Origin of the sequence: Kitasatospora sp. NPDC057500, assembly GCF_042802195.1 — a bacterium.
Classification (GTDB): Bacteria; Actinomycetota; Actinomycetes; order Streptomycetales; family Streptomycetaceae; genus Kitasatospora.
On sequence record NZ_JBHVER010000116.1, the window covers coordinates 1 to 25,146 of the forward strand.

Below are 25,146 nucleotides of genomic sequence, written 5' to 3' on the forward strand. Positions count from 1 at the left end.
CGGCATGGCCGCGCGGGGCACCTCTGTTATGTCACCTCGGAAACTCCCCACCCTTGACCCCGGCCAGGAACGAAGCCCAGGCATCAGCCGCGAACAGCAACACCGGCCCACCCGGATCCTTCGAGTCCCGCACTGGCACGGCGTCGGCCACACCGCCGGCCACCTCTACACAGTTGCTCTGCGCGCCAGAGTACGAGGACTTCCGCCATTTCAGGTCAGCGGTGGCCGAACCCTGAGGGATGCTACTCATCGCTGTGATTTCCCTTCGCGATGCGCTTGATGAGCGCGATTGACTCCTTGCGCGGCAGGGCTTCGGCCAGCGCCCGCCGGAACAGGTTGGAGTAGTTCTTCAGCTGCTGTCACCCGACCGATCAGAGGTGGCCCCGCCATGCCTGAAACCGTCTCCCCCGCCCCCATCGAGCGGACCTGCTGGCTGCCCCGGCACCGCAAGTCGCCCCGCCTCGCCCGCCAGGAGCTCCGCTCCTTCCTCCCCCCTCCCCTCCGGCGAACTCCTCCTCCCCAGCGGCGAGCTGCTGGTCAGCGAGCTCGTCACCAACGCCGTCCAGCACGCCCGAACGCCGCGCGACCGGCTGATCTTCGTCCTCTTCCGCCTCGTCCCCGACCTCACCCTCCGGATCGAGGTCCACGACGCGGACAGCGAGAAGCCCGCCCTCCGCACCGCCTCCGACTCGGACGAGGCCGGCCGAGGCCTGCTCCTCGTCCACGAGTTGGCGACCCAGTGGGGCTGCTACCCGCGCGTCGGCGGCGTCGGCAAGTTCGTCTGGTGCCACGTCTCCCCCGGCCCGGCCGCCGCGTGAGCGCCGTCCGGGCCGGGACCTCGGGCATCGCGCTGCCCGCCGCCTCGCCCGGGGCAGTCGCTGGATCGCCACCCTCTACGTCAGCGAACTCACCAGTTGGACCGCCCACCCGATCACCATCACCACCCACCAGCCCTGAGCTTCATCCAAAGAAGCGGACAAGCGCACTGGGGCCCCGCGCGGCCACAGCCACGCGGGGCACCACAAGAAGGTTCAACCGCCCGGATGCGTCGGCCATTTGAAGGCCCGAGGCATGCGCCAGGGCCAAAGGGGATCGTTATGTAGGCGTAACGTCACGCTCTGAAGTGACCACTGATGGAAGTTGCTGGAGCTTCGATACCTGACACATCCGAATGACTACGCTCAGTGGCGCCCAGGGGGTGGATTACCGCATAAAAGGGGCGAAGATCGCCAACTGGTCCGCTTGTTCGGATCGAATGTATGCGGAAGGCTTTCGGTCTGCCGGGCCGTGCCCACGCAAGGGGCTGCCCGGCCTCAATCTGTGGGCTGGGGGGTCCGCGCTGCAACGCGGAGCCCCCCTCCGCGCCCAAGGGGCGTTCTACCAGAACGCCGACGAAACCAAGAGCTACAGCTGGGGCTTCGTCCCGCTGCCGGCGAACTGCAGCGCCGTCGGCCAGATGTGGGTCTCCGGGCAGCAGACCTTCCAGACCCCGCCGGACCACCCCTGCTGAACCTGACAGGCCGAACCGAACTCGCGGAGGGCGCAGGCCGAGCCTGCGCCCTCCCCGGGCCGCTGCCCGACCGGATCCCGGAAGACCGATGATCGAAGCGATTCTCGCCTCAGCTCCCGCCCTCTACCCCGTCTTCGCCGTGCTCGGCCTGCTACTCGGAACCGTGGCTCTGTGGCAAGCCCGGCCCAGGCAGTGGCCGGCGGCCGCCGCAGTGCTCTGGGGACTGTCGCTGGCGGGAGAGGTCGCGGCAACACTGACCCCGACCACCACCGGATCGTCCGGGAAACCGACGTGTTCGATCGGCACCGGGGTGTGGGAGACGGCCACCACTCCTCAGGGGCTGATGAACATCGCCCTGTACGTGCCGCTCGCCCTCTTCGCCACACTGGTCCTACGTCGGCCACTGACCGTCCTCGCGGCGTGCGTCGTGCTATCCGCCATGACCGAGGTCTGCCAGACCCTGCTGGGAACCGGCCGATCCTGCGACGCCGCGGATCTCGTCGACAACGCATTCGGTGCGCTCATCGGCACGGCTGCCGCGGTCGTCTGGTTGTGGTTCCGCCGCCGCAAGCCGCTGATCGGACGTCGGGACAGCCTCCACGGCCTCGCCGCAGCCGGCACCGGCCTCGCAGCCGTGACGGCCGTCATCTGGCTGTACGTACCGCTCCATCACGATGCAGCGGGCTTCAACGCGCACTCCACCGCCGACGAGACCGAGATACCCCAGCACATCGCCGCCCAGCTCTTCGGCCCCGGCACTCTGCTGCAGACCACCCGCCTGACCACCATCCCCGAGAGGCCCACCGAGCCGATCCTCGACGCCACCACCGACCGCGGCCAATTCCGAATCGAGTGGCCCACCGGACGCCTTCTCAATAGCGCCTCGGCCAACAGTCAGATCGACCCGGGGCCGCTCACCCGGGACCAGGTCCTCAAGGTCGGCACCGACTTCGCGGCGACCTGGTTCTCCGACCTCACGCGGGCCGTGACTCCGACCCTGACCTCCACAGACACGGCGGGTGGCGCCTACATGATCACCTACCGCCGGTACAACACCGACAACGTCCTGATGCCCATGCGCCTGGACATCACCGTCTCCACCTCCGGCCGGGTCATGGCGTCATCCGCACGCTGGGACGCCGACCCCCAGTTGCCGCAACCCACCGTCACCGCCGACGCCGCCAAGCAACGGGCCCTCGCTGCCGTGCCGGGATCCCGCGCGGACACCACATTCCTCCTGGCGAAGCAGATCGACGGACAGTGGCGGCCCTGCTGGGTGGTCAACCTCATCAAACCCGGCGAGGCTCGGAGCTCGGGCACGGTCGAGTTCATCGACGCCGTCACCGGGCAGTCCGTGGCACACCAGGGGTGAGTGCGCCATCGACAGGCCGCTGATCGTCAGCGGCCTTGCTCCCCTCCCCGCCCAGCGTTCACGCCGGGCGGGGGCCGTTCGGATGGACTCGTGGGCTGTAGCGGCGAGATGCATCCGTATGCGATCAGTTCCCGACTACGGTCCGGCCACGACCGGTCGAAAGGGGACGCAACATGGCCACCAGGGTTCTGGATTACGAGAGTGACGCGATCGTCCAGCTCATGAGCGTCGCGGAGGAGGACTGGACCGAGCAGGAGCTCAAGGACGCCCTCCAGCGGGCGATCATGCTGGAGTTGTCGACCATCCCGCCGTACGCGACCGCGTTGTGGTCGATCACGGATCCGGACAACAGCAAGCCGGTGCGGCACACCATCCGCGAGATCGTGTTCGACGAGATGTCCCACTTCGGGCTGGTCTGCAACATGCTCACCCGCATCGGCGGCACCGTCGTCCTCACCGACCCACTCACTGTTCCGAAGTACCCCGGTCAGCTGCCCGGTGGGGTCAACCCCGGTCTTGAGGTGTTCCTCAGCGGGCTGAGCCGGGACTCCGCCGCGCTGTTCGCGGAGATCGAGAAGCCCGAGCACCCGCTGGCGTTCGCCGCGGACGGCAACACCATCGGTGCCTTCTACCAGCGGATCGCCGACGTCTTCCCCAAGTTCGCCCATCTGCTCACCGGCGGCCAGCAGGTGGACTTCCCGCTCGGGTCCGGCCACGGGGCCGGCAACGACATCGTCCCGATGACCGCCCTCGGGGACGTCCTGACCGCCATCCACGTCATCCAGGCCCAGGGCGAGGGCACCACCGCCTCCCCCGAGAACCCCTTCCCCGGCGCCCCGGGCGAGCTCGCCCACTACTACGCGTTCAAGGAGATCGCCGTCGGCAGGAAGCTCGTCCGCGACCCGCAGACGGGGAAGTTCGACTTCACCGGCGCCGAGGTGCCCCTCCCGGACACCTTCCCGGTCGGCCGGGTCCCGCAGGGCGGCTGGGCCAACTCCCCCGGCAACGAGCCCGACGCGGCCACCGCCGAACTCCTGCACACCTTCAACCAGCAGTACAGCGACATGCTGCGCGCCCTGGAAGCCGCCTGGGGCCCCGGCGAGGAGGACATCTTCCCCGCCATCGGCCTGATGGGCGCCATGCGCCGCACCGCCCAGAAGATCAACGCCATCAAGCTCCCCGCCAACCCCCACTTCACCTACGGCCCGGAGTGGCTGTTCGTCGCCTGACGCCACCGGCCCGCCGCCGGCTCAGCCCTTGACCGAGCCGGCGGTGAGCCCCTGGGCGAGGTAGCGCTGGAGGAACTGGTAGACCACGATCACCGGCAGCGAGGTGACCAGCGCCCCGGCCGCGAACAGGCCGTAGTTCTGGTCCTGCTGGCCGGAGATGATCCCGTAGAGGCCGACCGCCACCGTCTTGGACTCGTTGGAGGTCAGGAAGATGCCGGCCAGGATGACGTCGTTGAGCGCGGTGGTCAGCGAGAGGATCCCGACCACCACCAGCATCGGCGCGGCCAGCGGCAGGATGATCCGGAAGAAGATCTGCGCGTGCCCGGCCCCGTCCACCTTGGCGGCCTCGTCGATCTCCTTCGGGATGGTGTCCAGGTACCCCTTCATCAGCCAGGTGTTCACGCCCATGGCCCCGCCGAGGTAGACCAGGAGCAGCCCCCAGGGCGTGTCCAGGCCGATCGCCGGCAGCACGTCGCCGATCCCGGCGAACAGCAGGTAGAGCGAGACGACCGCGAGGAACTGCGGGAACATCTGCGCCAGCAGGACGGTGAGCAGGCCCACCCGCCGGCCCCGGAAGCGGAAGCGGGAGAACGCGTACGCCGAGCAGACCCCGAGCAGCACGTTGAGGACGGCGAAGCTGCCGCAGATCAGCGCCGTGTTGGCCAGCCAGCGGCCGAACGGGTACTGCTCGTCGGTGAACAGCGCGGTGAAGTTGGCGAACGAGGCGTGCTCGGGCACCAGCGTGGAGGACTGCAGGGTGCCGAGCGGGTTGAGCGCGGCGGAGAACACGAACAGCAGCGGGAACAGCGCGAAGCCGACGGCGAGGAGGGCGACCAGGTGCCGCCAGCCGAACCGGCGCAGCCATCGGAGGGTCGTGGTGGTGGTCATGCGTTCAGCTCCTCCAGGGCGCGGGTGCGGCGGTAGCCCACCAGGGTGATCAGGCCGACCAGCAGGAAGATGAGGATCGACAGGGCGGCGGCGAAGCCGTACTGGGCGCCCTGCCCGCCGAAGGCCACCCGGTAGGTGTAGCTGATCAGGATGTCCGTGGCGCCGGCCGTGCCGCCCGCGCCGTCGAACGGGCCTCCGCCGGTGAGCAGTTGGACGGCGTTGAAGTTGTTGAAGTTGAAGGCGAAGGAGGAGATCAGCACCGGGGAGGCGGCCACCAGCAGCAGCGGGAAGGTCACCGCCCGGAACGCCGTCCACGGACCCGCGCCGTCGATCCGCGCGGACTCGTTCAGTTCGGCGGGCATCGACTGCAGCACCCCTGTGCAGATGAGCAGCATGTTGGGGAAGCCGAGCCACAGACTGGTCAGGACGACCGCGAAGCGCGCGCTCCACACGTCGCCGAGCCAGTCGATCCGGGTGTGCAGCAGCTGGTTGAGCAGCCCGAAGTCCCGGTTGTACATGCTCTGCCAGATCAGGATGCCGATGAACGCGGGCATCGCGTACGGCAGCAGCAGGAGCGAGCGGTAGGCCCGCTGACCGCGCAGCCTGGGGTGGTGCAGGGTGAAGGCGAGGCCGAGGCCCAGCGCGAAGGAGGCGCCGGTGGAGAGCGCGGCGAAGCCGAAGGTCCAGGCGAGCACGGAGAGGAAGGGGCCGCGGACGGCCGGACTGGTGAGCACGGCGGTGAAGTTGGCGAAGCCGACGGTGCGCTGCCAGCCCGTGGGCAGGGTCCGCCCGGAGCCGTCGGTGGCGGTGAAGCGGCCGTCCTCCGCGCGGTAGACGGTGCCGCCGCGGGTGTCGGTGAGGGTGTCGGCCCGGCCGTCGTACGTCAGGGTGGGCCGGGCGGTGGTGGCCGAGGAGAGGCCCTGGCCGATCACGAAGCCGCCGTCCACCGGGACCCGCAGCTCCTTCAGCTCCTGGGCCCGGGCGTTGACCTGGCCGATGGTGAGGATCCGCAGGCCGGGTGCGGTGGTCACCCGGCCGTCGGGCGCGGTCAGCGTGCCGGCCGGGGCGGGGGCCAGGCCGCGCGCGGTGCCGGCCTCGGTCCGGCCGGTCGCCGGGTCGGTGAGCAGCAGGACGAGCGGGCCGCCGGCCGGTTCGGTGGCGACGGTGAGCGTGTAGGAGGCGCCGTCGGGGACGGGTTCCACGGAGTTGTCGACCAGGGTGCGGACGGCCTGCTCCTTGGTGAGCAGGTGCCCGTCGCCGTAGTCGGTGAAGGAGACGGCGACGATGTGGAGCACGGGGTAGACCACGAAGGCCAGGAAGAGCACGGTGGCCGGCAGCAGGTACTTGGCGGCGAGCCGGCGCGGCGAGAGGTAGACCCAGAAGGTCGCGCCGGTGCCCGCGGCGAGGGCGCCGAGGCCGGCCCAGTGGCCGTCCTGGTAGAGCTTGGGCGCGGCGAAGAGGGCGAGTGCGGTGACCCCGGACAGCAGGGCGATCTTCACCAGCTGCGCGGTCAGGGCGCCGGCCCGGCGGGGCCGGCGCCCCGGGGGCCCGGCGGCGGGGGCGGGGGCGGCCGGGCGCCTGCTGCCTTGAAGGGTGGGGGAGGTCATGGGGATGGTCCCTGGTCCGTCCGGGAGGGGCGCGGGGCGCCGGGGGTGTCAGTGGCCGGTGCCGAGGGCGGCTCGGATGGCCTCGCCGGCCTGGCGCATGGTCTCGGCCGGGTCGGCGCCGGCGATGATGCTCGCCTCGGCCTGGCCGAGCGGGCCCCAGATCGCGTTCATCGCGGGGATGGTCGGCAGCGGCTGCCCGGCCGCGCCCGCGGCCGCGAAGGCGCCGATGTCCGGGTCGTCGGCGGTGACCTTGGCGAGGGCGGAGCTCAGCGCGGGCGGCTCCGGCGAGGCCTGGTAGAGCGCCAGCTGGCCCTCCTCCGAGCCGATGGCGCGCAGCAGGAACTCCTGGGCGAGCGGCTGGTTCTTCGCCTTGGCGGAGAGGTAGAAGGCCTGCACGCCGATGAAGGGGCGGGCCGGTCCCTTGCCGGCCCAGCCGGGCACCGGGGAGATGGCGTACGGCAGGCCGGCCTGCTTGACCTGGCCGAGCGCCCACGGCCCGGCCACCAGGTACGGCGACTTGCGTCCGGTGAACAGCGAGATGGCGTTGGTGTCCACCGAGCGGTTGAACAGTCCGGTGCCCTTCTCCCCGTGCTGCTTGAACAGCTCGCCGGCCGCGATCGAGCCCGGGCCCCCGACCCCGAGGTCCGCGGTGTCCCAGCCGCCGTCCGGCCCGGCGCCGAACAGGTAGCCGCCGGCCGAGGTGAACAGCGGCTGCAGGGCGTAGGCGTTGCCCTGCTGGCCGACCGGCAGCGCCAGCGGGACTTCGGCCTTGCCGGCGCGGACGGCCTCGGCGGCGGTGCCGGCGAGGTCCTCGAAGGTGGCGGGCGCGGCCGGGGCCAGTTCGGTGTTGCGGAACAGCACCAGGGTCTCGGTCGCGTACGGCAGGCCGTACTGCTGGCCGTCCCGGGCGACGGCGGCGAGGGCGGCGGGCTGGAACAGCGCCTTCTGCTGCGCGGTCAGCGGGACGGGGGCGACCGTGCCGTTCTGCACCAGGTTGCCGAGCCAGTCGGAGGCGCCGACGACGAGGTCGGGGCCCTTGCCCGCGTTGGTGGCCGTGACGTAGGACTGCTGGGTGTTGACGGACTGCGGGGCGACGGTGACCTTGACGCCGTGCTCCTTGCCGAAGCGTTCGGCGAGCGGTTGCAGGGCGGCGGCCTGCTGGGTCTGGGCCCAGATCACCAGGTCGCCCTCGGCGGCGCCGATCGGCGGGGCGGTCATCGGCCCGTCCGCGGCGGCGGTGCCGGCGGGTGCGGGGCCGGCCGAGGGCGCGGTGCCCCCGCAGGCCGTGGCCAGCAGGGCGAGCAGGCCGAGCGCGGCGGTTCTGCGGTGGATGATCCGGTGGCGGGTGATCCGGTGGCGCATGGTCCGAGACTCCTTCGTCCGGGAGGGGTGCGGGGGTGGGTCGTCGTCGGGAGGGGCGGGTCAGATGCCGTCCGCCGGCCGGTGCCAGCGCTCGACGGTGAGGTCGAGCCGGGTGTCGCGGTCGACCCGCAGCGGGTACAGCACCCGCCGGCCGTCGGCGTCGACGGCGTCCAGGCCCCAGCCGCGCGAGACGCCGCCGTCGAATCCGGTGCCGCGCGGGACGGCGATCCGGCCGTGGAACCGGCCCGGTCCGGCCGGGGCGCAGGGCAGCGGGCCGAACATCACGGGGGCGTCGTCGGGGGTTCCGGGCGGGACGGTCACGGTGACCTCCAGGACCGGGTGGGCGGGCAGCTCCGGCAGGACGGCGACCTCGGTGCGCGCGGCCAGCCCGTGCGCCCGGACGGTGACCGCCGTGCGCCCGGCGGTGAGCGGCAGCAGCCCGCCGTGCGGCGAGACGGCCGCCACCTCGGGGTGCTCGACCCGGTAGCCGGCCTCCAGCGCGGTGTACCGGACGCCGTCGGCGCGGTCCGCGACCGGGTTGACGGCGCTCCAGGTCTCCCCGGGCGCGAGCTGGATCTCGGGCGCGACGGTGAGCGAGCGCACCGGCGAGGGCGCGCCGAACAGGTGCAGCAGCGCGTGCCGGGCGCGCGGGCGCCAGGCGTTCTCGTGGTGCGGCGCGTGCGGGTCCTCGTAGTAGAGCAGGTCGGCGCCGGAGGTGTAGCCGGCCTCGTCGACCAGTCGGCCGGCCAGTTCGCGGGCGGGCCGGGCCATGATCAGGCCCTCCCGTCCGCCGATGTCCAGCCAGATCCGGCGCGGCCCGCGCCGCCGGTAGTGCTCGTGCACCACCTTCTCGCCGAGGCCGTCCGGGTCGACGTGGGTGAGGAACGGGGAGAGGACGGCGGCCAGGCCGAAGACCTCGGGGCGGCGGAAGGCGATGTGGTAGGTGACCAGGCCGCCCATCGAGGAGCCCATCAGCGCGGTGTGCTCCGGGCCGGTCCTGGTGCGGTAGCGGGCGTCGACGAACGGCTTGACCTCGTCGGTCAGGAAGGCCTCGTAGCGGTGGCCCTTCAGCGGGGTGCCGGGCGTGCGCCAGTACTCGGCGACGTGCGAGTACTCCACGCCCCGGTCGGCGCCGGCGTTGGGCACGGCGACGGCGATCAGTTCGGGGATCAGGCCCTCGGCGTACAGCGCCTCCAGCGTCCGGTCCACCGCCCAGGTGGGCTGCTGCCCCTGGTCGAAGACCTGCCCGCCGTCGTGGAGGTAGAGCACCGGGTAGTCGGCGTCCGGCCGGTCGTCGTAGCCGGGCGGCAGGTGGACCAGCAGGTCCCGTTCGTTGCCGAGCAGTTCGGAGCGGAAACCGGGGATCCGTTCGATCCGGCCGCGGCGCACGGTGTCCGCGCTCATCGGGCCACCGACCAGACGTGCACGGCCGGGCCCTCGCAGGGCAGGTCGCGGCCGGGGACCAGCTGCGGCCCGCCGAGCAGGTGGGTGGCGTGCCACTCGCCGGCCACCGGCGGGTGGTCGGCCCGGCTGACCTGCACCAGGATCCGCTCCCGTTCGTCCTCCCGCTCGAACAGCAGGACGTCGCCCTCGGCGACCAGCCAGCGCAGCCCGCCGCCGGTCAGCGCGCTGTGGCTGCGGCGCAGCCGGACCAGGTCGCGGTAGGTGCGCCAGGTGTGCTGGTCCCAGGCGGACTCGTCCCAGGGGAACGGCTTGCGGCCCTCCTCCAGGCCCTCGCCCAGCACGCCGACCTCGTCACCGGAGAACACCATGGGGATGCCGGGCAGGGTGAACAGCAGGGCCGCGCCGAGCAGTTGGCGCTCCGGTCCGGCGAAGGTGCGGAACCTGGCGGTGTCGTGCGAGTCCAGCAGGGTCAGGTTGTGGGCGCGGCTGCGCCAGGGCAGCGCGGCGCCGAAGGCCGTCATGGTGGCGCGCAGCCGGGCGCCGTCGTAGTCGGGGATCGGGCCGGGGACGGCCCAGAAGTCCTTCTGGTCGTGCTTCTCGACGAGCCAGCTCCAGACCGGGCGGGTGAAGCCCGCGTAGCTCATGGTGCCCTGCCAGCCGTCGCCGGCCAGGGCGAGCGAGGCGTCGTGCTGGTGCTCGGCGAGCAGGACGGCGTCGGGGTTGGCGGCCCGGACGGTGGCGGCGGTGGTGGTGGCGACCAGGCGGTTGAGCTCGACGTCGCCGCGGCGGCCGGCCATCTGCGCCACGTCGACCCGCCAGCCGTCCAGGTGGAAGGGCGCGCCGAGGTACTTGGCGATCACCGAGTCGGGGCCCTCGTAGAGGCGGCGGCGCAGTTCGGCGGAGCGGTGGTCGAAGGTCGGCAGGGTGCGCACGCCGAGGAAGGTCGCGTAGTCGTCCGGGCCGCCCTCGCCGAAGAAGTAGAAGCCGGCCTCGGGGCTCTCCGGGTCGGCCTGCGCGGTGCGGAACCAGTCGTGCCGGTCGCCGGAGTGGTTGAGGGTGATGTCGCCGATCACCTTGATGCCGCGCCGGTGCGCCTCGGCGGTGAGGGCGATCAGCGCCTCGTCGCCGCCGAGCGCGGGGTCGACCCGGTCGAAGGAGACGGCGTCGTAGCGGTGGTTGGAGCGGCCCTCGAAGAACGGGGTCAGGTAGATCACCGTGGCGCCGAGCCGCTGGATGTGGTCGATCTTGCGCACCACGCCCCAGAGGTCGCCGCCGTACATCTGCTGGAGGGCCTCGGCGTCGCCGGTGCGCAGCGGGGTGTCCCAGTCGGCGGGGCGGGCCCAGGCGGCGAGCGGGGAGTCGCCGGAGCGGTGGTAGCGGTCCGGGAAGATCTGGTAGACCACCGCGTCGGCGGCCCAGGCGGGCGGGGCGGGGTGGGTGGTGAGGCGGAAGTCGGTGGCGTCGGGCAGGTCGTGGTCGTGCAGGCCGGCGGCGGTGAGCCAGCGTCCGCCGTCCGGGGTGTGCAGCCAGAACCGGTAGTTCATCTCCGGGTTGACCATCTCCAGGGCGGCCCGCCACCAGGTGGCCCCGGTGTCGTCGGTGCGGTCGGCCACGGCGGCCGTGAAGTGCGGCTCGCCATCCGGGACGGAGCGCAGGAAGACCCGCTCGACGTCCTGTCCCGCGGGCACCCGGACCAGCAGGTCGACGTGCTGCCCGAGGCGCGGGGCGAGGTCGCCGACGTAGCGCGCGGACCCGTCGTGGTGCGGCTGGTGGCGGGCGGCGAGGCGGTGGCTGCTGGCCGGGTCCATGGGGCTCCTCGGGGCGGGTGCACAGGTTAACGGATGCCGGCATTCCGCTTTCCGGGGCCGACGATGGAACCGTAACGACGATGAAACTGTTGCGCAATACGTTGCTAAGATTGTTTCATCCTGGTGTGCGACCCGCCGCGCCGGGCTTTGTAGGATGCAGGCCAGACCAGACCGGAGGACCAATTGAGCGGCCCGTCACTGCGCGACATCGCCGCCCGGGCAGGCGTCAGCGCCGCCTCGGTGAGCAGGGTGATCAACGACCGGCCGGGCGTCTCCGACGACACCAAGGTGAAGGTCGCCGAGGCCATGCGGGAGCTCGGCTGGCAGCCCGACCAGGGCTACGACCCGCACCAGGGCGCACTGATCGGCATCATCGTCCCCGAGCTCGACAACCCGGTCTTCCCGCTGCTCGCCTCCGCCGTCGAGGTGCAGCTCGCCAAGCACGGCCTCACCGCCGTGGTCGGCACCTCCACCCGCCAGGGCACCGCCGAACTCGGCTACATCGACGTCCTGCTCCGCAAGGGCGTCTCCGGCCTGGTCCTGGTCTCCGGCCGGCACGCCAACCCCGACGCCGACCACGGCTTCTACCGGCTGCTGCACGAACGCGGCATCCCGATGGTGCTGGTCAGCGGCCGGGTGGAGGGCCTCGCCGTCCCCACCGTCGCCACGGACGAAGCGCTCGGCGCCCGGATCGCCGTGGCCCACCTGCGCGAACTCGGCCACCGCCGGATCGGCCTGGCCGGCGGCCAGGGCTATCTGCGCCCCTCGCTCAACCGCCTCGACGGCTACCGGCGCGCGATGCGCGAACTGCTCGGCGAGGAGCCCCCCGCCGACTGGTACGCCGAGTCCGCCTACTCGATCGCCGGCGGTGCGGCCGCCGCCCGCCAACTGCTCGACGCCGGCGTCACCGCCGTCATCGCCGGCAGCGACCTGATGGCCCTCGGCGTGGTCCGGGCCGCCCGCGAGGCCGGCCTCGCCGTCCCCGGCGACCTCTCGGTGATCGGCTACGACGACTGCCAGCTCGCCGCCCACAGCGACCCGCCGCTCACCACCGTCCGCCAGCCGATCGACGAGATGGCCGCCGCCGTCGCCGACGCCCTCTGGCGCCGGCTGGAGGGCCACGGCGGCCGGGCCAGGGACTACCTGTTCACCCCCGTCCTGGTCGCCCGCGACTCCACCGCCCGGGCCCGCGGCTGACGGCGGCCGAGGGCCCGCAACCGGCGGAGGGCCGGTGAGCTGCTGCTCACCGGCCCTCCGTCGACAACCGCCCGACCGCTACTCGTTCGGGACGGTCGCGTAGCGCGCGGTGCCCTCGGCCATCTGCCGCAGGGCGTCCTTGCGGTCCCGCTTCGACAGCTTGTCGATGTACAGGAAGCCGTACAGGTGGTCGGTCTCGTGCTGGAGGCAGCGGGCGAAGAAGCCGGTGCCCTCGACCCGGACCGGGTTGCCGTCCTTGTCCTGGCCGGTCACCGCCGCGTAGTCCGGGCGGGGCAGCTCGGCGTAGGCGGTCGGCACCGAGAGGCAGCCCTCGTTGCCGTCGTCCAGCACCCGCTTGCGGTCCTTCGGGAACTCCTCCAGCACCGGGTTGACCACATGGCCGATGTGGCGCACGCCCTCGTCGTCCGGGCAGTCGTAGACGAAGACCTTCAGGTCCACGCCGATCTGGTTGGCGGCCAGGCCCACGCCCTCCGCCGCGTACATCGACTGGAACATGTCGTCGATCAGCGCGGACAGCTCGCCGTCGAAGGCCGTCACGTCCTTCACCTCGCGGTGCAGCACGGGGTTGCCGTAGACGGTGATCGGGCGCGCCGTGCCCTTGGAGAGGTCGGGCTCCTCGCCGACCACCTTCGGGGTCTCGTCGTGCTCGTGCTGGTCCTGCTCCGCCATGTCTTCCGCTTCCATAGGCCTACGCGTACCGCACCAGGGTACTCAGCGCGTTCAGCAGACCTCTTCGAGATCCCGGTACGCCCGGGTGCCCGGCGACGCCGCGGCCCAGCGGTCCAGCAGCACCCGCACCAGGTGCGCCGGGGCGGCGATCCCGCACTCGCGCTCGGCCAGCCAGGACATCCCGCCCACCCCGGGGCTCAGGTGGCTCAGGTGGCCGGGGTGCGCGGCGTCCCCGTCGTCGTGCGGGTCGTGGTGGGCGGTGTGCCCGTCGTCCGAGGCCATCCGGCTCTCCGAACAGGCCCGGCACAGCAGCCGCACCGAGGACGTCCAGTCCTCCGCCGCGTAGCCGGCGTCCGCGACCAGCCGCTCCAGCGCGTCCCGGTCCGCCTCGGTCGCCGCCTGCAACAGCACCACGTACGTCGGCACCGGGGACGGCGCCCACAGCTCGATCTCGTCGAACACCGGGTAGGCGACCCCGTCGGTGACCCGCTCGCCGTGCGGGGCGCCGTCGTGCAGCACCACCTCGCCCCAGCGTCTGCCGGAGGACGGCAGCGGGATCGACAGCACCTCGATCCGGGCCGGGTCCAGCCGCCGGCCCCACACCACCTCGGACTCGCCGTCCGGGGAGAGCCGCACCGGCGTCGTCCCGAGGTCCAGGCTGACCGGCCCGTCCCCCTGCGCGCCCTGGCCGCCGGGCAGCTTCAGCCCGTACGCCTGCCAGGCCCGCCGGGCCAGCGGCCAGTCCTGCAGCGCGGTCGCGGTGATGCCGAGGTTCCACCAGTCCGGGGCGCCCTGCTCGCGGTCCAGCAGCGCCACCGCCCGCAGCCCGGCCGCCCGGGCCTGCTCCCAGTCGCGGCGGAACTTGTGCAGCAGCGCCAGGTTGAACCAGGAGTCCGACAGCCACGGCTCCAGGTCGGCCGCCATCACCAGCAGGGCGCCGGCGTCCTCGTACCGGCCGTCACCGATCAACGTGAAAGCCCGGTCGGTCGTCTGCCGCCAGGTGGCGGACGGCCGGTGCCGTGCCCGGTGGAAGATCCTCACGTTCGTCCCTGCCGTCGTCGTCCGCTCAAGTCCCGTGACCGCTCCCGCGTATCACGGGCCCGGTGCTCCGGGTCGGTTTTCCACGCTACGACCGCATCCAACCACGACGGCCGCCGCGCGCGCTCCCTGCCGCCGGGGTTGCCCGGTTCCGTCCCGGCCCGTCTCCGGCCCCTCCCCCAGCCTGCCCGCCCGGCCCCGCCGCCTCAACCCCGGACGCCCCCGCGGGTCCCCGGAACCGGCCGCCGCGGCCGGGCCGCGAGCACCGGAGCGCCGTCAGCCGCGCACCCGCACCAGCGCGTCCACCACCCGGGCGTCGTACACCCGGCCCCGGCCCAGCCGCAGCGCCTCCAGCACCTCCAGCCGGCCCACCGCCTCCCCCGCCCCGCGCCCCCGGGCCGCCGTCAGCAGGTCGTCGTGGGCGTTCGCCACCCGGATGATCCGCGCCGCCAGCGGCACCCCCCGCCCGCCGCCGTCCGGACTGGGGAACGGGTCGGCCAGCCGGGCGACCTGCTCGGCCACCCGGCGCGGCACCCCGGTGCGCCGGATCACCTCGCTGCCCAGCCGGGCGATCCGCTGCTGCTCCTCGTCCGGCAGCAGCGCCGTCGCCCCGCCCGGCACCGGCTCCACCAGCGACAGCTGCCCGATGTCGTGCATCAGCGCCGCGTACTCCAGCAGGGCCAGCTCACGGGTGCCGAGCCCCAGCTCACGGCCCACCGCGCACGCCGTGTCGGCGACCCTGCGGGCGTGCCCCGGCGGGGTGTACCCGGCCACCTCGGTGGCCTTGGCGAGGCTGGCGATGGTCTGCCCGGTGGTGGCCCGCGCCGCCGCCGCCCGCCGGAACGACACCTGCGCCAGCAGCAGCGGCGCGCAGAACAGCGGCAGCGCCCACAGCCCCACCTCCCCGGCGGCCAGGCTGACCAGCATGCCGGTGGCGGCGATCGCGGTGCCGATCCCGAACAGCGAGCGCAGCTCGTCCTCCAGCCCCGCCGGGAAGCGCAGCCCGCTGCGGGCCCGCCGCAGCAGCGCCGCCAGCACCGCGTCGCACAGCACGGCCAGCGCGGCCACCGCCGTCAGGAAGGCGCCGTACGCCGGGCCGTCGGCGGAGAACCGGTCCACCACGCCGCTGTTGTAGAGCGGCTGGAACACGGCGGCCGCGAACCCCGCCCCGAGCAGCCGCCGCGCCGCGCCGTCCCGCCGGGCCCGCTCGTGCCACGGCGCCGGCCCGGGCGGCCCGGCCCCGCGCACCCGCCCCGCCCCCGCCCGCACCACGGCCGCCCGCACCGCCCCCGGCAGCAGCGCCAGCAGCAGCCCCGCACCGGTCACCGCCACCACCTGGAGCACCCCGGGCCCGGCCGGCAGCCCGCGCAGCGGCCCGAGCAGCGCGTACGCCAGCGCCCCCGCCGCCCCGATCGGCGCCTGCTCGCGGTCGCCCGGAAGAGTGATCCGCACGCACTCGCCGAGCGCGATCAGCGCGATGAACGCCAGCGCCACCCCCGGCTGGGCCGGACCGCGCACCGCCACCGCCCCGAAGGAGGCCGCCAGCAGCGCCAGCGCCGCCCCGTGCACCGCGCACACCGCACCGGCGCAAGCCCGCTGCGCATCCGCGCGCCCGGCGCCCCGCCCCCGCCGCGCGCCGTCCGGCGACAACGACACGCCCCGCCGCGTGCCCCGCCGCGTACTCACGACGCCCCGGCCGTCGGCACGCCGCCGCCACCGCCCTGCCCGGGCACCCCGCCCGGGGCCGGAGCCGCCGGGGCCGCCCGGGCCGGTTCGGGGACGCCGAGCGGGATGTCCGGCACCCCCTTGATGCAGTCCGGGGACGGCGGCAGCACCGGCTGCCAGTCGTGCACGGCCAGCGCGGCCACCAGCGCCCGCACCATCAGCGGGTCGAACTGGCTGCCCGAGCAGCGCTCCAGTTCCGCCACCGCCTCGCCGACCGGGCGCCCGCGCCGGTAGGAGCGGGTGGAGGTCATCGAGTCGAAGGCGTCGGCGACCGAGATGATCCGGGCGAACTCGGGGATCTGCTCACCGGCCAGCCCGGCGGGGTAGCCGCGGCCGTCCACCCGCTCGTGGTGGTGCAGGATCCCGGCGTGCGCCTCACCGAGGAAGGCGATCCCGCGCACCAGCTCGTAGCCGTGCACCGGGTGCACCTCGACGGCCCGGCGCTCCGCCTCGGTGAGGGGACCGTTTCTGCGCAGCAGTTCGGTGGCCACGCCGAGCTTGCCGACGTCGTGCAGGATGCCCGCGTACCGCAGGGTGCGCAGCCGCTCGGCCTCCATGCCCAGCTGATCGGCGATCAGCACCGCCGCCCGGCCGACCCGTTCGCTGTGGCCCCGGGTGTAGGCGTCCTTGATCTCCACCGCCTGCACCAGCGCCTGGACGGTCGCCTGGTGGGCGTCGCGCTCCCGGTGCCCCTGCGCGAACACCCACGCCGAGATGGACAGCGGCAGCAGCGCCAGCAGCGCCGCGAACGCGCCGTACGGGCCCTGCCACAGCACGGCGAGCATCAGCCCGCCCCCCGCGTGCACCAGCACCGGCACCCCCGGCGCCTCCGGCTCGGCGGAGGCCCCGCGCAGCAGCCCGGTCGGCCGCCGGCCCTCCGCCAGCAGCCGCATCCCGCCCACCAGGGCGCCGTTGACCAGGCAGAACGCGCCCAGCGCGGCGAACGCGGGCAGCAGCGCCGCGGGGAAGCGGGAGCCGAGCAGCAGCTGCGGCCCGGCCAGCAGGTGGAACACCGCCGAGGCCGCGAAGGCGGACAGCGCGAGCTGCGCGCCGTTCCACGCCTGCCGCCGCCGGCCGTCCACCGCCGCCCCCGCCCCGAGCACCGCCGCCGGCACGGCGACCAGCGCGGCGGCGGACGGCGGAAGCATCAGCACCCCGGCGAACAGCACCGGGAAGAACGCGTTGACCCCGGGCCGCACCGGTCGGCGGGAACGCAGCGGCGGACGGCGCAGCAGCAGCCGCCCCAGCCGCAGGCAGGGCGTCGACAGGCCCTGCGCGAGCGACTCCCAGCAGCCGTGCAGGAAGGCCAGCAGCCCGACCTTCGGCCAGTCCACCGGGGTGCCCAGCCAGTGCGCCGCGGCCGCCGGGGCGGGGAGCGGGAGCAGCGGCAGCAGGCAGCAGAGCGCCAGCACCGGCACGGCCACCAGATAGCGTGCCGCGCCCGGCGGCAGGTCCGCTTCTGCGCTGTCGGTAGCGATATCGACCTCCCCGCGTGCCGGCCGGCGCCGCCCCGGCCCGTTCGTCCCGGACCGCCCGCCGCCGCCCGGGGCACGCCGAAGCGGCGGCGGGCGAGCGGTGGTGAGCGTCCGTCAGGAGGATAGGACGCCACTCCGGCACCGGGACGCGCGATCGCGCAATGCCGCTGCTGGCACACCGCCAACTCACTCGATCGAGTGACGACGGGGCGTGAGCGGAGGGGACGCGGACACACGACGGCCCCGGAAGCATCCGCTCCGGGGCCGTCCGCGTCCGTGGTCCGCCGTGCGCCGTCCGGCGCACCCGGTGTCAGGTCCCGGCCGCCGCCTCCGCGGCCCGGCCCGGCCCGGCCGGCTCACCGGCCGGCTCGGCGTGCACCTCGATGGTCGTCTCGACCGCGACCACCACCGCCTCGCCCGACCGCTGCCCGGCCCGGATCGAGTCGATCCTGGCCAGCACCTTGCCGCGCAGGTCCGCCGGGGTGTCGTCGCAGCCGCAGGAACGCTTGATCAGCGCCTTGATCGCCTGCTCCAGTCCGTACTGCTTCAGGCACGGCGAGCACTCCTCGAAGTGCACGCGCAGCTTGACGCAGTCGCCCTCGGCCATCTCGTTGTCGAGGAATTCGTAGAGGTGGTCGAGGACCTCGCCACACTCGGTGTCGTGCGGATCGCCGCAGCTCATGAGCCCGAGCCCTTCGCTTCCTGCCCTGCCCCGCTGCCGGCCGGGACGAGCCCGCGCTCACGGGCGTAGTCCTCCAGCATGCCGCGCAACTGACGGCGGCCGCGGTGCAGCCGGGACATCACCGTACCGATGGGAGTACCCATGATGTCCGCGATCTCCTTGTACGCAAAGCCCTCTACGTCCGCGAGATAGACGGCGATGCGGAACTCCTCCGGGATGGCCTGGAGGGCGTCCTTCACGTCGCTGTCCGGGAGGTGGTCCAGGGCCTGGGTCTCCGCCGAGCGCAGACCCGTCGACATGTGCGACTCGGCCCGGGCCAGCTGCCAGTCCTCGATCTCCTCGGCGGCGGTGCGCTGCGGCTCCCGCTGCTTCTTGCGGTACGAGTTGATGAAGGTGTTGGTGAGGATCCGGTACAGCCACGCCTTGAGGTTGGTGCCCTCGCGGAACTGGTGGAACGACGCGTACGCCTTCGCGAACGCCTCCTGGAGGAGGTCCTCCGCGTCGGCCGGGTTGCGGGTCATCCGCAGCGCGGCCGAGTACATCGGATCCAGGTAGCCCAGGGCGTCGCGCTCGAAGCGCTCCCGCCGGGCCTCCTCGGTCTCCTCCGCCGACACCCGGAAGGTGTCCTCACCGATCGCCTCGGCCAGCTCCTCACCGGTGAGCGCCTCGCCCGCGGACGGACCCTCCTCCGGGCCCCGGCCCGGCTCGGCCTCGTGCTCGGTCCCGACGACCGGACCCACCTCCTCGGCATGACGGACACGGCCCACCGCGGGCCGCCCCGAAAGGGAGGATATCGGGCTGACGGGCTTCTCGCCCGCGACTAGCCAGTCCGACCAGGAAGGAGCGAACGCCGACGCGGCCTCGCGCTCTTCCGGTCGCTCGGGGCACGCGATCGAACCCATCTGCCCTGCCTTCCACCGGGACTCCAGCTGACGACCGTTGCAACCACGCGGGCCCCGCCCGCATTCCCGCTCCCCGGCGGCCCGGCTCACACCACCCGCAGCACCCAGTCCCCCACCGCCGAGACGACCAGGTCCAGCAGCTCCTGCTGCCCCGTCGCCGCCCGCTTCGCCACCTCGAAGCCGTGGTTGCCGGCCGGCAGCGCCACCAGCTCGTGCGAGGCCGGCAGCTCCGGGAACTCCGCCGGCCCGCCGAACGGGTCCGCCGCCCCCTGCACCACCAGCGTCGGCAGCCCCGAGCCGAGCAGCTCCTCGGCCCGGCTCTTCTCCGGCCTGCCCGGCGGGTGCAGCGGGAACGCCAGCGCCACCACCCCCACCGCCCCGCTCGCCGCCCCCGTCCGGCAGGCCACCCGCGCCCCGGCGCTGCGCCCGCCCACCACCAGCGGCAGGCCCGCCCCGGCCAGCCGCTCGGCCACCGGCTCCCAACCCGCGTCCAGCGTCCTCGGCGCCGGAGCCACCTTGCGCCCCGCCACCCGCCAGGGCTGCTCCACCAGCGCCACCGACACCCCCCGGGCCGGCAGCGCGGCGGCCAGCGCCGCCAGGTCCCGCGCCTCGATCCCGCCGCCGGCGCCGTGCCCCAGCGCCAGCACGGCCCGCGGCGCGCGGGCCGGGTGCAGGGTGATCCGGGCGTCCCCGGCGGGCGTGGGCACCGACTCGGCGGTCACGGGGGCGGTTCTCGCGGCGGTCACGGCTGTCGTCCTCCGACGGGGGCAGCGGTCAGAACAGGGTGGTCTCGTACTCGGGCTCGCTGTAGGGCTCGGTCAGCCCGGCGTGGTCGTTGCGGATGCTGCCGACGTCCGGCGACACCGGCGTCACCCGCAGCGCGCCCGGCGGCGGCGGTATCAGCAGCCGCCGCAGCTCCTGCGACCCGCTGTCGTCCAGCCCCGGGTCCAGCCACGCGTCGAACGACCCCGGGTCCAGGTACAGCGGCATCCGCTCGTGGATCGGCGCCAGCAGCTCCTCCGCCTCCGTCGTCACGACGGTGAACGTCACCAGCCAGCCCTCCGGGTGGTCCGAGGGCACCGCCCGGTTGCGCCAGAACTCGTACAGCCCCGCCAGCGCCAGCGGCGCACCGTCCGCCCGGGACACGAAGAACGGCTTCTTCCGCGCCCTGCCCCGCTCCGCCGGCACCGTCTGCCACTCGTAGTAGCCGTCCACCGGCAGCACGCACCGGCGCGAGGCGAACGCCTGCCGGTAGGCCGGCTTCTCGTGCACCGTGTCCGCCCGGGCGTTGATCATCTTCACCGCCGTCTCCGGCGACTTCGCCCACTGCGGCACCAGCCCCCAGCGCAGCACCCGCAGCTGGCGCACCGGCCGCGCCGCCCCCTTCGCCAGGCGCTCCAGCACCACGAAGGCGCTCTGCGTCGGCGCGACGTTCCAGCTCGGGTCCAGCGTCTCGGCCGGGTCCCACTGCCGGACACCGAACAGCTCGACGACGTCCTCGGGCCGGCTACTCGCGGCGAAGCGACCACACATACCGTCAGCTTGCCACGGTCCGGACCGCCGCCGGGCCCGCGTCCGCTCCCCAGAACCACCCGCCCCCGCCCCGCCGTCCTCCCCATGGCAGGCTGCCGCCCCAGGAGGAACGGCCGGACCGAGACGGAGGAGAAACCCATGGACGCCAGGACCCTCGACGAGCTGTGGACCGCCGTCACCGGCACCCAGCCCGCCCCGCCCGGCTGGCTCGCCCTCGCCACCGGCGCCGCCGCCCTGCTCACCGTCCTCGCCCGCCCGCTGTGGCGGATCGCCCGGAACGCCGTCACCATCGCCCACGAGGGCGGCCACGGCCTCGCCGCCCTCGCCACCGGCCGCAGGCTCGCCGGCATCCGGCTACACTCCGACACCTCCGGCCTCACCCTCTCCTACGGCCGCGCCACCGGCCCCGGCATGCTCCTCACCCTCGCCGCCGGCTACACCGCCCCCGCCCTGCTCGGCCTCGGCTGCGCCGCCCTGCTCGCCGCCGACCGCATCACCCTGCTGCTGTGGCTCGCCATCGCCCTGCTGCTCGCCCTGCTGGTGCGGATCCGCAACGCCTACGGCTTCCTCAGCGTGCTGCTCACCGGCGGCGCCTTCTTCCTCGTCTCCTGGTTCGGCTCCCCCGAGGTCCAGGCCGGCTTCGCCTACCTCGGCACCTGGTTCCTGCTGCTCGGCGCCGTCCGCCCGGTCCTCGAACTCCAGCGCCAGCGCCGCGACGGCCAGGGCCGCGGCTCCGACGCCGACCAGCTCGCCCGCCTCACCGGCGTCCCCGGCCTCGCCTGGACCGCCCTCTTCCTCATCACCGCCCTCGCCGCGCTCGCCCTCGGCGCGAACTGGCTGCTGCGCCCCCTCTGACCGCCCCGCGCGCCGCCCCGCGCCGCCCCGGGCCCCCGCACCGGAGGCGAACGGGCGCGCCCCAGCACGGCCCCTAGACTTGGGCCCATGACCGAGACCCTGTGGCCCGCCCCCGTCGCGACCACCCCCGTGGACGCCACCGTCACCATCCCCGGCTCCAAGTCGGTCACCAACCGGGCCCTGGTGCTGGCGGCACTCGCCGACGGCCCCGGCTGGGTGCGCCGCCCGCTGCGCAGCCGCGACTCCCAGCTGATGGCCGACGGCCTGCGCGCCCTCGGCGTCACCATCGAGGAGCAGGTCAACAACGACACCGGCGGCACCGGCGGCGGCGAGGCCTGGCGGGTCATCCCCGCCCCCGTGCTGCGCGGCCCCGCCTCGGTCGACGTCGGCAACGCCGGCACGGTCATGCGCTTCCTGCCCCCGCTCGCCGTCCTCGCCGACGGCCCGGTCCACTTCGACGGCGACCCGCGCAGCCACGAGCGCCCCCAGCACGGCGTGATCGACGCCCTGCGCGCGCTCGGCGCCCGGATCGAGGACGACGGCCGCGGCACCTTCCCGCTCACCGTGCACGGCACCGGCGCCCTGGACGGCGGCACCGTCGAGCTCGACGCCTCCGCCTCCTCCCAGTTCGTCTCCGCCCTGCTGCTCTCCGGCGCCCGCTACAACAACGGCGTCGAGGTCCGGCACGTCGGCGGCCCGGTCCCCTCGCTGCCGCACATCCGGATGACCGTCGACATGCTGCGGCTGGCCGGCGTCCAGGTCGACGCCCCCGAGGACGGCGGCGAGAAGGACGTCTGGCGGGTCACCCCCGGCGCCCTGCTCGGCCGCGACCTGGTCGTCGAGCCCGACCTCTCCAACGCCGCGCCCTTCTTCGCCGCCGCCCTGGTCACCGGCGGCCAGGTCACCGTCCGCGACTGGCCGAAGCACACCACCCAGCCCGGCGACCAGCTGCGCGACCTCTACACCCGGATGGGCGGCGAGTGCGCGTTCACCGACGAGGGCCTGCGCTTCACCGGCACCGGCCGGATCCACGGCATCGAGGCCGACCTGCACGACGTCGGCGAGCTCACCCCGGTGATCGCCGCGGTCGCCGCCCTCGCCGACTCCGAGTCCCACCTCTACGGCATCGCCCACCTGCGGCTGCACGAGACCGACCGGCTCGCCGCCCTCGCCAAGGAGATCAACGGCCTCGGCGGCGACGTCAGCGAGACCGAGGACGGCCTGCGGATCCGCCCCCGCAAGCTCACCGGCGGCGTCTTCCACACCTACGAGGACCACCGGCTGGCCACCGCCGCCGCGGTGGTCGGCCTCGCCGTGCCCGGCGTCCAGGTGGAGAACGTGGCCACCACCGCCAAGACGCTGCCGGACTTCCCCGCCATGTGGGACGAGCTGCTCGCCGGACCGGTGGCGGGCGGCTGAGCGGAGGACTGGGCACATGCGCCGCTACGGCAAGGACGCCGACGAGGACGACATCCGCAACCGCCCCGCCCGCCGGGGCTCCCGGCCGCGGACCCGGATCCGGCCCAAGCACGAGGACGCCGCCGAGGCGATGGTGCTCACCGTCGACCGCGGCCGGCTGACCTGCCTGGTCGACCCGGGGACGAAGCAGGAGCACGAGGTCGTCGCCATGAAGGCCCGCGAGCTGGGCCGCAAGGGCGTGGTCGTCGGTGACACCGTCTCCCTGGTCGGCGACCTCTCCGGGGACGCCGACACGCTGGCCCGGATCGTCCGGGTCGAGGAGCGCACCTCGGTGCTGCGGCGCACGGCGGACGACGACGACCCCTACGAGCGGATCGTCGTCGCCAACGCCGAGCAGCTCGCCATCGTCACCGCGCTGTCCGACCCGGAGCCCCGGCCCCGGCTGATCGACCGCTGCCTGGTCGCCGCCTACGACGCCGGCATGGAGCCGCTGCTCGTCCTCACCAAGGCCGACCTGGCCCCGGCCGAGCCGCTGCTGGAGTCCTACGCGCCGCTCGGCATCCAGTACGTCGTCACCCGCCGCGACGAGCTGGAGACCACCGGCGCCGAGGCGGTCCGCGAGCACCTGCGCGGCCTGCGCACCGTGTTCATCGGCCACTCCGGCGTCGGCAAGACCACCCTGGTCAACGCCCTCGTCCCGGAGCGGCAGCGGACCACCGGCCGGGTCAACGCCGTCACCGGCCGCGGCCGGCACACCACCGTCTCCGCGCTCGCGCTGCGGCTGCCGCCGCCGCCCGGCGCCAAGCCGGGATCCAAGAAGGCGCTGGACGCGGGCTGGGTGATCGACACCCCGGGCTTCCGCTCCTTCGGCCTGTCGCACATCGACCCGTCCCGGGTCATCCACGCCTTCCCCGACCTGGAGCCCGGCACCGAGGACTGCCCGCGCGCGTGCAGCCACGACGAGCCGGACTGCGCGCTGGACGCCTGGGTGGCCGACGGGCACGCCGACCCCGCGCGGCTCTACTCGCTGCGCCGGCTGCTGGCCAGCAAGGAGGCCCGGGAGGGGGACTGACGGCCGCCGCCCGGCGGGTTTCCGCATTCGAGGTGTCGGAGCGCCCTGTCGTGGTGATCATAGGAAAGTCGGGCCGGATCGCGGCCCGGCCGCCGACCGATCCCGCCGACCGACAGGGAGAGCACGCGATGGCATGGGCCCTGGTGATCCTGGCCGGCCTGCTGGAGACCGGCTTCGCGATCAACCTCAAGCTCAGCGAGGGCTTCACCAAGCTCTGGCCGACCATCAGCTTCTGCGTCTTCGCCCTCGGCAGCTTCGGCCTGCTGACCCTCTCCCTGAAGACGCTCCCGGTCGGCCCCGCCTACGCGGTCTGGACCGGCATCGGCGCGGCCGGCACCGCGATCTACGGCATGCTCTTCCTCGACGAGTCCAGCTCGGTGCTCAAACTCGTCTCGATCTCCCTGGTCGTCGCCGGAGTCATCGGCCTCCAGCTCAGCGGTTCCGCCCATTAGCCGCCCGCTCGCCCCCGGGGCGCTCCGACCCGGCGCCGACACTCTCCCCCGGCCCGGCGGGCAGGAGGGGCCCGTGTCGCTCCTCCCTCTCGGCACCGGCGCGCCCCTTCGGCTCGGGGCGAGGGCGTTCTCCGCGCTAGGGTTTCGACCATGGCCGACTACCACGACGACCTCCGACTCGCCCACGTCCTCGCCGACTCGGCCGACTCGGTCACCCTGGAGCGCTTCCGCGCGCTCGACCTGCGGGTCGAGACCAAGCCCGACCTGACCCCCGTCAGCGACGCCGACAAGGCCGCCGAGGAGCTGGTGCGCAGCGTCCTGCAGCGGGCCCGCCCGCGCGACGCGGTGCTCGGAGAGGAGTTCGGCCTCCAGGGCTCCGGCCCGCGCCGCTGGGTGATCGACCCGATCGACGGCACCAAGAACTACATCCGCGGCGTCCCGGTCTGGGCCACCCTGATCGCGCTGCTGGAGGACGGCCCGGACGGCGTGGAGCGCCCCGTCGTCGGCATGGTCTCCGCCCCCGCGCTGAACCGCCGCTGGTGGGCCGCCAAGGACCTCGGCGCGTTCGCCGGCCGCAGCCTCGCCAAGGCCGGCCGGATCCAGGTCTCCGGCGTCTCGCGGATCGAGGACGCCTCCTTCTCCTACTCCTCGCTCACCGGCTGGGAGGAGCGCGGGCGCCTCGACCCGTTCCTCGACCTCACCCGGGCCTGCTGGCGCACCCGCGCCTACGGCGACTTCTGGTCCTACATGATGGTCGCCGAGGGCGCGGTGGACATCGCCGCCGAGCCGGAGCTGTCGCTGTGGGACATGGCGGCGAACTGCATCATCGTCGAGGAGGCCGGCGGCCGCTTCACCGGCCTGGACGGCGTCCCGGGCCCGGGCGGCGCCGACGCCGTCGCCTCCAACGGCCTGCTCCACGAGGAGGC

At 73.9% G+C, this 25,146-nt stretch carries 23 protein-coding genes; 9 read left to right on the forward strand and 14 right to left on the reverse strand.

The genetic code is table 11. The features are described 5' to 3' along the window. Nucleotides 1-31: 31 nt before the first annotated feature. Nucleotides 32-250: a DUF397 domain-containing protein gene (locus ACFU74_RS23195; RefSeq protein WP_380759739.1), complete on the reverse strand. Its 219-nt coding sequence runs from the start codon at nucleotides 248-250 to the stop codon at nucleotides 32-34. A 127-nt stretch (nucleotides 251-377) separates the two neighbouring features. Here ACFU74_RS23195 and ACFU74_RS23200 point away from each other — a divergent pair, with 127 nt between their 5' ends. From ACFU74_RS23200 to ACFU74_RS23210, 3 genes are all read left to right on the forward strand, one after another. Further along, entirely contained in the window at nucleotides 378-818 is a 441-nt protein-coding gene (locus ACFU74_RS23200) for an ATP-binding protein (RefSeq protein ID WP_380759742.1), read from the forward strand. Between the two features lie 780 nt (nucleotides 819-1,598). Then, entirely contained in the window at nucleotides 1,599-2,882 is a 1,284-nt protein-coding gene (locus tag ACFU74_RS23205) for a VanZ family protein (protein ID WP_380759744.1), read from the forward strand. 173 nt (nucleotides 2,883-3,055) lie between these two features. After that, the gene (locus ACFU74_RS23210) at nucleotides 3,056-4,111 is read left to right on the forward strand and encodes a ferritin-like protein (protein ID WP_380759746.1); all 1,056 of its coding nucleotides are present in this window, start codon (nucleotides 3,056-3,058) and stop codon (nucleotides 4,109-4,111) included. 21 nt (nucleotides 4,112-4,132) lie between these two features. Here the strand turns inward: ACFU74_RS23210 and ACFU74_RS23215 are convergent, their stop codons facing one another. From ACFU74_RS23215 to ACFU74_RS23235, 5 genes are read right to left on the reverse strand one after another with little or no spacing between them, the layout of a single operon-like run. Beyond that, nucleotides 4,133-4,999, reverse strand: a complete 867-nt coding sequence (locus ACFU74_RS23215; RefSeq protein WP_380759748.1) for a sugar ABC transporter permease — start codon at nucleotides 4,997-4,999, stop codon at nucleotides 4,133-4,135. Beyond that, nucleotides 4,996-6,606, reverse strand: coding sequence for an ABC transporter permease subunit (locus ACFU74_RS23220; protein ID WP_380759750.1), 1,611 nt, complete (start codon nucleotides 6,604-6,606; stop codon nucleotides 4,996-4,998). The genes ACFU74_RS23215 and ACFU74_RS23220 overlap by 4 nt, the downstream gene beginning before the upstream one ends. Before the next feature lie 48 nt (nucleotides 6,607-6,654). After that, nucleotides 6,655-7,968, reverse strand: a complete 1,314-nt coding sequence (locus tag ACFU74_RS23225; protein ID WP_380759752.1) for an extracellular solute-binding protein — start codon at nucleotides 7,966-7,968, stop codon at nucleotides 6,655-6,657. A gap of 60 nt (nucleotides 7,969-8,028) precedes the next feature. After that, nucleotides 8,029-9,372, reverse strand: a complete 1,344-nt coding sequence (locus ACFU74_RS23230) for an alpha/beta hydrolase (protein WP_380759754.1) — start codon at nucleotides 9,370-9,372, stop codon at nucleotides 8,029-8,031. Then, the gene (locus ACFU74_RS23235) at nucleotides 9,369-11,180 is read right to left on the reverse strand and encodes a glycoside hydrolase family 13 protein (protein WP_380759756.1); all 1,812 of its coding nucleotides are present in this window, start codon (nucleotides 11,178-11,180) and stop codon (nucleotides 9,369-9,371) included. The genes ACFU74_RS23230 and ACFU74_RS23235 overlap by 4 nt, the downstream gene beginning before the upstream one ends. Before the next feature lie 183 nt (nucleotides 11,181-11,363). Here ACFU74_RS23235 and ACFU74_RS23240 point away from each other — a divergent pair, with 183 nt between their 5' ends. Continuing rightward, on the forward strand, nucleotides 11,364-12,377 hold the full coding sequence (locus ACFU74_RS23240; protein ID WP_380759758.1) for a LacI family DNA-binding transcriptional regulator: 1,014 nt from the start codon (nucleotides 11,364-11,366) through the stop codon (nucleotides 12,375-12,377). Between the two features lie 78 nt (nucleotides 12,378-12,455). On the opposite strand, the gene def is transcribed toward ACFU74_RS23240, so the two are convergent. The 8 genes from def to ACFU74_RS23280 all read right to left on the reverse strand — a co-directional run bounded on the left by def (nucleotide 12,456) and on the right by ACFU74_RS23280 (nucleotide 20,422). Beyond that, nucleotides 12,456-13,067, reverse strand: a complete 612-nt coding sequence (gene def, locus ACFU74_RS23245) for a peptide deformylase (protein ID WP_380759761.1) — start codon at nucleotides 13,065-13,067, stop codon at nucleotides 12,456-12,458. Between the two features lie 51 nt (nucleotides 13,068-13,118). Beyond that, nucleotides 13,119-14,108 (reverse strand): tetratricopeptide repeat protein, encoded by a 990-nt coding sequence (locus ACFU74_RS23250; protein WP_380759763.1) that lies wholly within the window; start codon nucleotides 14,106-14,108, stop codon nucleotides 13,119-13,121. Nucleotides 14,109-14,381: 273 nt separating this feature from the next. Further along, the gene (locus ACFU74_RS23255; RefSeq protein WP_380759765.1) at nucleotides 14,382-15,674 is read right to left on the reverse strand and encodes an HD-GYP domain-containing protein; all 1,293 of its coding nucleotides are present in this window, start codon (nucleotides 15,672-15,674) and stop codon (nucleotides 14,382-14,384) included. A 113-nt stretch (nucleotides 15,675-15,787) separates the two neighbouring features. After that, nucleotides 15,788-17,254 carry an HD-GYP domain-containing protein gene (locus ACFU74_RS23260; RefSeq protein WP_380759767.1) on the reverse strand — a complete coding sequence of 489 codons (1,467 nt, stop codon included), beginning with the start codon at nucleotides 17,252-17,254 and terminating at the stop codon, nucleotides 15,788-15,790. A gap of 361 nt (nucleotides 17,255-17,615) precedes the next feature. After that, nucleotides 17,616-17,987: a mycothiol system anti-sigma-R factor gene (gene rsrA, locus ACFU74_RS23265; RefSeq protein WP_380759769.1), complete on the reverse strand. Its 372-nt coding sequence runs from the start codon at nucleotides 17,985-17,987 to the stop codon at nucleotides 17,616-17,618. After that, nucleotides 17,984-18,727: a sigma-70 family RNA polymerase sigma factor gene (locus ACFU74_RS23270; RefSeq protein ID WP_380759771.1), complete on the reverse strand. Its 744-nt coding sequence runs from the start codon at nucleotides 18,725-18,727 to the stop codon at nucleotides 17,984-17,986. The genes rsrA and ACFU74_RS23270 overlap by 4 nt, the downstream gene beginning before the upstream one ends. Nucleotides 18,728-18,975: 248 nt before the next feature. Beyond that, nucleotides 18,976-19,635 (reverse strand): alpha/beta family hydrolase, encoded by a 660-nt coding sequence (locus ACFU74_RS23275; RefSeq protein ID WP_380759773.1) that lies wholly within the window; start codon nucleotides 19,633-19,635, stop codon nucleotides 18,976-18,978. A gap of 28 nt (nucleotides 19,636-19,663) precedes the next feature. After that, nucleotides 19,664-20,422, reverse strand: coding sequence for an SOS response-associated peptidase (locus ACFU74_RS23280; protein ID WP_380759775.1), 759 nt, complete (start codon nucleotides 20,420-20,422; stop codon nucleotides 19,664-19,666). 138 nt (nucleotides 20,423-20,560) lie between these two features. Between ACFU74_RS23280 and ACFU74_RS23285 the strand changes: the two genes are divergently transcribed. The 5 genes from ACFU74_RS23285 to hisN all read left to right on the forward strand — a co-directional run. Then, a complete protein-coding gene (locus tag ACFU74_RS23285) occupies nucleotides 20,561-21,277 on the forward strand; it encodes a M50 family metallopeptidase (RefSeq protein WP_380759777.1) in 717 nt (238 codons plus the stop codon). Between the two features lie 87 nt (nucleotides 21,278-21,364). Further along, a complete protein-coding gene (gene aroA / locus ACFU74_RS23290) occupies nucleotides 21,365-22,696 on the forward strand; it encodes a 3-phosphoshikimate 1-carboxyvinyltransferase (protein ID WP_380759779.1) in 1,332 nt (443 codons plus the stop codon). Nucleotides 22,697-22,712: 16 nt separating this feature from the next. After that, nucleotides 22,713-23,768: a ribosome small subunit-dependent GTPase A gene (rsgA, locus tag ACFU74_RS23295; RefSeq protein ID WP_380759781.1), complete on the forward strand. Its 1,056-nt coding sequence runs from the start codon at nucleotides 22,713-22,715 to the stop codon at nucleotides 23,766-23,768. Between the two features lie 128 nt (nucleotides 23,769-23,896). Continuing rightward, nucleotides 23,897-24,220, forward strand: coding sequence for a DMT family transporter (locus ACFU74_RS23300; protein ID WP_380759783.1), 324 nt, complete (start codon nucleotides 23,897-23,899; stop codon nucleotides 24,218-24,220). 150 nt (nucleotides 24,221-24,370) lie between these two features. Next, nucleotides 24,371-25,146: histidinol-phosphatase (hisN, locus tag ACFU74_RS23305; protein ID WP_380759786.1), on the forward strand; the 776-nt coding region annotated here is incomplete at its 3' end.